The organism is Candidatus Methylomirabilota bacterium, from assembly GCA_035260325.1.
Taxonomy (GTDB): Bacteria; Methylomirabilota; Methylomirabilia; order Rokubacteriales; family CSP1-6; genus AR19.
Genome location: DATFVL010000171.1, coordinates 1 through 5419, shown reverse-complemented (window position 1 = coordinate 5419; position 5419 = coordinate 1). Strand labels below are relative to the sequence as shown.

Here is a 5419-nt window from a genome sequence, read left to right as displayed (position 1 = left end):
CGGCGCTCGCGCCGCCGGCCGCCGCGCCGCCGCTCCCACCGCGCGACGTGGTGCCGCTCGAGCGCGTCGAGGAGGTGTACCGCGCCCTCGTCCTCGGCACGCGCGACTATGTCCTGAAGAACGGCTTCAAGCACGTCGTGGTCGGGCTCTCGGGCGGGATCGACTCCTCGCTCGTGGCCGCCCTCGCGGTCGAGGCGCTCGGCAAGGAGAACGTCACGGGCGTGACGATGCCCTCGCCCTTCACGTCGGCGGGCACCCGCCGCGACTCGGGGCGGCTCGCGAAGAACCTCGGGATCGAGTTCCTCTCGATCCCGATCACGCCGGTCCTCAAGGCCTACACGCGCGTGCTCGCGAAGGCGTTCAAGGGGCTCAAGGAGGACGTCACCGAGGAGAACCTCCAGGCCCGGATCCGCGGGAACCTCCTCATGGCGCTCTCGAACAAGTTCGGGTGGCTCGTGCTGACGACCGGCAACAAGAGCGAGTACAGCGTGGGCTACACGACCCTCTACGGCGACATGGCCGGCGGGTTCGCGGTCATCAAGGACGTCCCGAAGATGCTCGTCTACGAGGTCGCGCGGAAGGCGAACGCGCTCGCGGGCCGCGAGGTGATCCCGGCGAGCGTGTTCGAGCGCGCGCCCTCGGCCGAGCTCCGCCCGGGCCAGACGGACCAGGACACGCTGCCGCCCTACGCCGCCCTCGACGCGATCCTCGAGGGTTACGTCGAGGAGGACCGCGGCGTGCGGGACCTCGTCGCGCGCGGCCACGCGGAGGACACCGTTCGCCGCGTCGTCGCCATGGTGAACCGGAACGAGTACAAGCGCCGCCAGGCGCCCATCGGGGTCAAGATCACGCCGCGCGCCTTCGGGCGCGACTGGCGCCTGCCGATCGTCAACCGCTTCCGCGAGCGCTAGCCGCCTACTGCCCGGCCGGGATGCACGAGGCCCGGGACGCCTCCTCGGGGCGCATCACCTCGACCGCCTTCCGGCACTCGTCGCAATTGCGGTACGAGCGCGATTCGCGCGCCCTGAACAGGCCCTGGATGAGCAGAATGCACTCGCCCGGGATGTTGGCCGGCTGGCGCGAGACCTCGGGCACCGGCTGGGGCGCCGGCGTCGCGGGCTCCGGGGGATTCTCGGGCGGAAGCTGCGACCGGTATTGCTCCGGAACCTGGTCACGGCGGCCCGCGTAGTGGACGCCGCCCTGCTCGTCGACCCAGCGAAACACCTGGGCCGCGGCGCCGGTCGCGAAGAGCGTCAGCGCGAGCAGCAGAACGACGGAGCGGGTCGTCATCGCGGTCCTCCTCGCGTGGCCTCGCCTAGCCCGCGACGCCCTCCATCTGGAGCGCGTAGAGGCGGCGGTAGATGCCGTCGCGCGCGAGCAGCTGGTCGTGCCGCCCGATCTCCGCGATGCGGCCGTCGTGGACGACGACGATCCGGTCCGCGCTCCGCACCGTCGCCAGACGATGCGCGATGACGAGGACCGTGCGCCCGCGCATCAGGTCCGCGAGCGCCTGCTGGATCATGAACTCGCTCTCGGCGTCGAGGTCCGACGTCGCCTCGTCCAGGATGAGGATCGGCGGGTCCTTCAGGAAGGCGCGCGCGATCGCGATCCGCTGGCGCTGGCCGCCCGAGAGGCGCACGCCGCGCTCGCCGACGAGGGTGTCGTAGCCCTCGGGGCAGGCCACGATGAAGTCGTGGGCGTGCGCCTGGCGCGCGGCGCGCTCGATCGCCTCCGGCGTGGCCTCGGGCTTCCCGTAGGCGATGTTGTAGCGGACGGTGTCGCTGAAGAGGAAGGTCTCCTGCGTGACGATCCCCATCTGCGCGCGCAGCGAAGCCTGCGTCACGTCGCGGACGTCGCGGCCGTCGAGCGTGATCCGGCCGGCCGCCACGTCGTGGAAGCGGGGCAGCAGGTCCATCAGCGTGGACTTGCCGGCGCCGGACATGCCGACGAAGGCCACGACCTCGCCCTTCCGGATGTCGAGGGTGATGTCCTTGAGCGTCAGCTCCCCGGCGTCGGCGTAGCGGAAATCCACGTGCTCGAAGCGGAGCTCGCCGCCGAAGGTCTCGAGGCGCGCGGCGCCGGGCCGGTCGGCGATCGCCGGCGGCATGTCGAGGATGTGGAAGACGCGCTCGACCGACGCCGTGGACTGCTGGACGACGTTGAGCGAGCGCGAGAGGCGGCGCACCGGGCCGTAGAGCATGAGCGCCGCCGCCGTGAACGAGAAGAGCGTGCCCGGCGTCATGTGGCCCTGGATGACCTGGTAGCCGCCGTACCAGAGCGCCGCCATGATGCCGAACGCGCCCGCGATCTCCATGAGCGGCTCCGTGATCTCGTCGGCGCGCACGTTCTTGAGCGAGAGGGCGACGAGGCGGTCGTTGAGCGCGTCGAAGCGCGCCTGCTCGTGGCGCTCGCGCCCGAACGCCTTCACGATCTTGGTCCCGCTGAAGGACTCGTGGAGGAGCACCGCGAGCTGGGCGATGCGCTCCTGGGTGCGCTTGTTGATCCTGTAGAGCCGGCCGCCGATGCCCCGGACGATCAGGGCGATGAACGGGACGGCGACGAGCGCGGTCAGCGTGAGCGCCCACTCGCGGGTGAGCATCACGCCCAAGAGTGCCACGATCGTCCCGATCTGCCGCACCGCCATCACCAGCACACCCGAGGAGAGCCGGGCGAGGCGCCCCACGTCGTTGAGGATCCGCGACATGAGGTCGGCCGAGTGCAAGTCGGAGAAGAACGAGAGCGGCTGCGTCTGGATGTGGGTGTAGAGGTCGCGGCGGAGGCGCGCGACGACGCGCTCGCCGGCGGCCGCCATGAGGTACGACTGGAGGTAGCGCGCGACGCCCTTGACGACGTAGACGGCGAGGAGCACCAGCGGGATCAGCCTGAGCATGACCACGTCGCGCCGGATGAAGATGTCGTCCATCACCGGCTTGACGAGCCACGCGGTGAGGCCCTCCATCGCCGACACGATGAGCGCGAGCAGCGAACCGACGACGAGCACGGGGACGTGCGGCCGGAGATAGGGGACGAGGCGCCGGTAGGGCGCGGCCACGCGGATCATCGCCGCCGGTCTCCCAGGAGGCGCCGGTAGAGCGACTCCGTCGCGTCGAGCTTGGCGCGCGTCGAGAACTTCGCCTCGACGAGCTTCCGCCCCGCGCGGGCCGTCGCCTCGCCGAACGCGCGGTCGGCGACCATCCGCGCCATGGCCTCCGCCAGGGCCTTCACGTCGCGCGGCGGGAAGAGCAGCCCCGTCTCGCCGTGGATGACCAGCTCGGGGTTGCCCTCGAGGTCGCTCGCGATCACGGCGGTCTCGACGGCCAGCGCCTCGCGCAGGGTGCCGGTGATGCCGAGGCCCGCGTAGGACGCGTCCACGCAGCAGTCGCTCCCCGCGAGGATCTCGGGGACGTCCTCCCGGTAGCCGAGCACGCGCACGCGGTCCGCGACGCCCCGGGCCCGCGCCCGGTCCAGGAGGACCTGCGGGCCCCGCGCGCCCACCACGAGGAGCCGGGCGCGGGGCGCGCGCGGCACCGCGAGCGCGAGCGCGTCGATCGTGTCGTCGTTCCCCTTCCAGCTCCGCACGCCGATCTGGGTGAAGAGGAAGTCGTCCGGGCCCAGGCCGAGCTCGCGCCGGATCGCGGCCCCGTCCACCTGCGGGTTGAAGCGGTCGGTGTCGGTGCCCGAGTAGATGACGTGGATCTTCTCCGCCGGCACGCCCTGGGCCACGAGGCCGCGCTTGATCGACTCGCAGACCGAGACGATCGCGGTCACCCGGCGCGTCGTGTAGCCGAGGCGATTGAACGGGTCGAGCGGGAAGCTCACGCCGCGGTTCAGGACCAGCACCGGGATCTTCGTGACGAGGCCGGCGATCATCGCGAGCGTCCGCGCCTTGCCCTTCTGGGCGTGGACCACCTGGATCCGGTGCCTCCGGAGGATTCGCACCAAGCGCCTGACGGACCCGAGGTCCACCTCCGACCGCATCGGCAGCGCGTAGTGCGGGATGCCCGCCGCGCCCAGCTTGGCCGCCCACATGGCACTCGGGCGCGTCGCGACGACGACCTCGTGACCGCGGCCCTTGAGCCCCTGCGTGAACTCGCGGAGCTGGATCGCGGCGCCGGTGAAGTAGTCGTCCTTCGGGTAGATCTGCAAGATGCGGAGCGGCGCGGCCGTCACGGTGTCACACCGGGGGCGCGTTCGCCCGGGTCGTGCTCGCCGTGCGGCGTGTTCAACGCGTGAAGAAGTCCCTCACCGCGGCGACGACGGCGTCGATCTCCGCCTCGGTGTGGTTCGCCGACATCGGCAGCGTCAGGATCTCCTCGACGAGCCGCTCCGTGCGCGGGAGGGCCGGCGCGCGGAATCGCTCGACGGCCGGCTGGCGATGGCTCGGCACCGGATAGTGGATGCCCGTCGCGATCGATCGCTCCTTGAGGAACGCCGCCAGCTCCGCGCGGCGCGCGGTGCGCACCACGTAGAGGTGGTAGACGTGGCGCGCGTGCTCGCGCTCGGCGGGCAGCGCGAGCGGGAGGCCGGTCAGCCCCTCGGCATACCGGGCGGCGAGGGCGCGCCGCCGGTCGTTCATCGCGTCGAGCCGGCGCAGCAGGACACGCAGCGCCGCGGCCTGAAGCTCGTTGAAGCGCAGGTTGAAGCCGATCTCGGCGTGCACGTCCTTGTTGAGCCGCCCGTGGTCGCGCACCCGGCGGCAGCGCGCCGCGAGCTCGTCGTCGCTCGTCAGCACCGCGCCGCCGTCGCCCATCGCGGGGAGGTTCTTCGACGGGTAGAAGGAGAGCGCGGCGGCGCGCCCGAAGGAGCCGACCCGCCGACCGTCCCACGAGGCGCCCTGCGCCTGAGCGCAGTCCTCGAGCACCCAGAGGCCGTAGCGCGCGGCGAGGTCCTGCACCGCCGGCAGGTCCACCGGCTGGCCGTAGAGGTGGACGGGCACGATGCCGACCGTCCGCGGCGTCACCTTCGACACGGCGTCCTTGCAATCGAACGTGTACCAGTCGTCGGCGTCCACGAACACCGGCGTCGCCCCGGCGAAGCAGAGCGCCTCGACCGTCGGGAACGCGGTGTGCGAGGGGACGAGGATCTCGTCGCCCGGCGCCGTGCCGAGGGCGCGGACGGTCATCCAGAGCGCGGCCGTCGCCGAGCTCGTGAGCACGGCGTGACGGGTCCCCGCGTGCGTGGCGAGCTCCGTCTCGAGCGCCTTGCACTGGGGGCCGAGGATGTACTGGCGTCCATCGATCGCGGCCAGCACCGCCTGCTTGATCTCGTCGTCGATCGGGGGACGCGAGAGCGGGATGGATATCACGAGTTCGCTCCTGACAGGCGGTCGTAACGACCGCGGTAGTAGATCAATGGCTCGCCGGCGCCGACGTGGGCGCGCTCCACGCGCCCCACGAATATCGTGTGGTCGCCCTCGACG

General features: G+C 71.8%; 6 protein-coding genes. 1 reads left to right on the top strand and 5 read right to left on the bottom strand.

Annotated features, from left to right (window positions below):
- A partial coding sequence (gene nadE, locus VKG64_11370; protein ID HKB25643.1) for an NAD(+) synthase occupies nt 1–911 on the top strand: 911 nt, incomplete at its 5' end.
- Nucleotides 912–915: 4 nt separating this feature from the next.
- On the opposite strand, the gene VKG64_11365 is transcribed toward nadE, so the two are convergent.
- From VKG64_11365 to VKG64_11345, 5 genes are read right to left on the bottom strand one after another with little or no spacing between them, the layout of a single operon-like run.
- Nucleotides 916–1290 carry a DUF4124 domain-containing protein gene (locus tag VKG64_11365; protein HKB25642.1) on the bottom strand — a complete coding sequence of 125 codons (375 nt, stop codon included), beginning with the start codon at nt 1288–1290 and terminating at the stop codon, nt 916–918.
- A 25-nt stretch (nt 1291–1315) separates the two neighbouring features.
- The gene (locus tag VKG64_11360; protein ID HKB25641.1) at nt 1316–3061 is read right to left on the bottom strand and encodes an ABC transporter ATP-binding protein; all 1746 of its coding nucleotides are present in this window, start codon (nt 3059–3061) and stop codon (nt 1316–1318) included.
- Nucleotides 3058–4170 carry a glycosyltransferase family 4 protein gene (locus VKG64_11355; GenBank protein ID HKB25640.1) on the bottom strand — a complete coding sequence of 371 codons (1113 nt, stop codon included), beginning with the start codon at nt 4168–4170 and terminating at the stop codon, nt 3058–3060. The genes VKG64_11360 and VKG64_11355 overlap by 4 nt, the downstream gene beginning before the upstream one ends.
- A 52-nt stretch (nt 4171–4222) precedes the next feature.
- The gene (locus tag VKG64_11350; protein ID HKB25639.1) at nt 4223–5305 is read right to left on the bottom strand and encodes a DegT/DnrJ/EryC1/StrS family aminotransferase; all 1083 of its coding nucleotides are present in this window, start codon (nt 5303–5305) and stop codon (nt 4223–4225) included.
- Nucleotides 5302–5400: a flavin reductase family protein gene (locus VKG64_11345; GenBank protein ID HKB25638.1), complete on the bottom strand. Its 99-nt coding sequence runs from the start codon at nt 5398–5400 to the stop codon at nt 5302–5304. Before VKG64_11345 ends, VKG64_11350 begins: the two co-directional genes overlap by 4 nt.
- Between the last annotated feature and the right edge of the window lie 19 nt (nt 5401–5419).

Bases quoted from the DNA above. Each gene is read 5' to 3' on its own strand.
- VKG64_11365 (HKB25642.1), bottom strand. From the start codon at position 1,290: ATGACGACCCGCTCCGTCGTTCTGCTGCTCGCGCTGACGCTCTTCGCG.
- VKG64_11360 (HKB25641.1), bottom strand. From the start codon at position 3,061: ATGATCCGCGTGGCCGCGCCCTACCGGCGCCTCGTCCCCTATCTCCGG.